We start from the raw sequence: 1,879 nt of genomic DNA on the forward strand, positions 1-1,879 counted from the left end.
AATAGGGTTCCCTTTCAAAGCANGGGCGTTCACAGGGCGTGAGGAGCACTCGCGCCCTGTGTGATTGGCGCCCGTAACTCAAAACGAAGGACTTCAAACCGTGAATACCGCTGCTTCTGTTCCTAACATCATCCTTGAGCCGATGGTGCGCAACGCGATCATGGAGGATATGGGAACTGCCGGTGACGTAACGACGCGCGCAGTTCTTCCGGAGGGCGCCCAGTACAATGCGGAAATGGTCGCCCGGCAGGACGCCGTGGTCTCCGGGATGCAACTGGCAGCGCTTGCCTTTCGCCTGATCGACCCCGAACTGCGCGTTGAGACGATCGTTGCCGATGGTTCCGCATGCAAGGCCGGCGATACCCTGATGAAGATCGAAGGTGCGGCCGCCTCCATTCTCGCGGGGGAACGCGTAGCCTTGAATTTTGCTGGTCGCCTGTCGGGAACGGCTACGATGACGGCCTCATACGTGAAGGCGGTGTCGGGGACCGGGACCCGCATTACTTGTACGCGCAAGACCACGCCGGGCCTGAAGCTGGCCGAAAAGCTCGCCATTCTTCATGGCGGGGGCCACAATCATCGATTTTCCTTGTCCGACGCGATCCTGATCAAGGACAACCACATCGCCGCGGNAAAGCACGCCGGGCACATGGTCGTGGTCGAGATTGAAATTGACGGGTTGGACCAGCTCGACGAGGTGATCAAGGTCGGTGGCGCCGACGTTGTTCTTTTCGACAACATGACGAGCTCGGACATGGCGGAAGCCGTGAAGCGAATTGACGGACGAATGAAAACCGAGGCCAGCGGCAATGTCCGGTTGGACCGCCTGCGTGAAATTGCCGAGACCGGCGTCGATTATATTTCTTCAGGCGCGTTGACCCATTCGGCCGGCACGGTGGACTTCGGCCTCGATTTTTGATTGGCCCGGCCAAAGCCACGCCTTTCAGTGTGTCCGAGTTGAGTCCAAGTGCCTGGGCCCGTACCGGTTGGCGCGTCAGCGTGCTGTAAGCCAACCATTCAGGGCCCGGGTAAGCCAAGGAACGATGAACGCGGTGGTGAGGCCGGTCAGGATCACCGCGACGNGGGCTTGGGGAACGCGTGAGGTGAGCGGGGACAACACCGTCACCAGGACGATGAGTGCCGGATAGACCGCCAGAAGGCTGACGGCCCAACGCTTCCAGAACAGGGGTGGGCGTGGCGTGCTTGGGAGTGAGCCAACCGGCTCGAACCAGATATTCGCCCCGGCAGCCTGTTGACGTGAAACGTCCGTTATCGCCAGGGCCTCGATGTCGACCAAGGCGGCCGCGCGCTTCGGCGAGTTGCGCCACGCATCAAGCGCTGCGCTGTCCCGGAATCTCACCACGACGTAGAAATCCGTGCCCAACCCGCCCTCGCGGCGGATGACGTCGAGGCTCTTGAAGCCTTCTGTCTGAACAAGCACCTCATTCAGCTTCTGCAGCAACTCCGCGCACCTGTCACCGTCGCGGTGCCGCACGCGAAGTGCCACCAGAAGGCTATTCTGCCGATCTTCAAGCAATCTTGCATCGACCATGTAGGCTGTCTCCAACTGAGCTTGAGCATGTTTCTAAAGGTAAGACTGGACCTATAGCTCCTTGTAGCTGATAGCCGCACGGGATTTAACAATTTCCTTACATATCTAAATTTACGCGGTGAAACCTGTTAGTTCTGTCCACGCTCTCGGTGCGAAAGTCGAAGGCTTGTTCGATATGCGCGTGTCCGTCGTCCGATGATTTGAGACACGAGCGCCTGATCTCGAAGGGAGGGTCTTGAGCTAATGGGATGAACTGCCTTCCCACCAACCCGCTGCTACTATGGCGGGCATAGGTGGAGAGAGGAGCATCTGATGGACATCAAGGTT

General features: G+C 59.0%; 2 protein-coding genes. One reads left to right on the forward strand and one right to left on the reverse strand.

Annotated features, from left to right (window positions below):
* Positions 1-142 precede the first annotated feature (142 nt).
* Positions 143-919, forward strand: coding sequence for a carboxylating nicotinate-nucleotide diphosphorylase (nadC, locus tag GQE99_RS01640; RefSeq protein ID WP_202530545.1), 777 nt, complete (start codon positions 143-145; stop codon positions 917-919).
* Between the two features lie 75 nt (positions 920-994).
* Here the strand turns inward: nadC and GQE99_RS01645 are convergent, their stop codons facing one another.
* Positions 995-1,552: an antibiotic biosynthesis monooxygenase gene (locus tag GQE99_RS01645; RefSeq protein WP_161349839.1), complete on the reverse strand. Its 558-nt coding sequence runs from the start codon at positions 1,550-1,552 to the stop codon at positions 995-997.
* Positions 1,553-1,879 lie beyond the last annotated feature (327 nt).

The sequence above is a fragment of the Maritimibacter harenae genome (assembly GCF_009882975.1).
Lineage (GTDB): Bacteria > Pseudomonadota > Alphaproteobacteria > Rhodobacterales > Rhodobacteraceae > Maritimibacter > Maritimibacter harenae.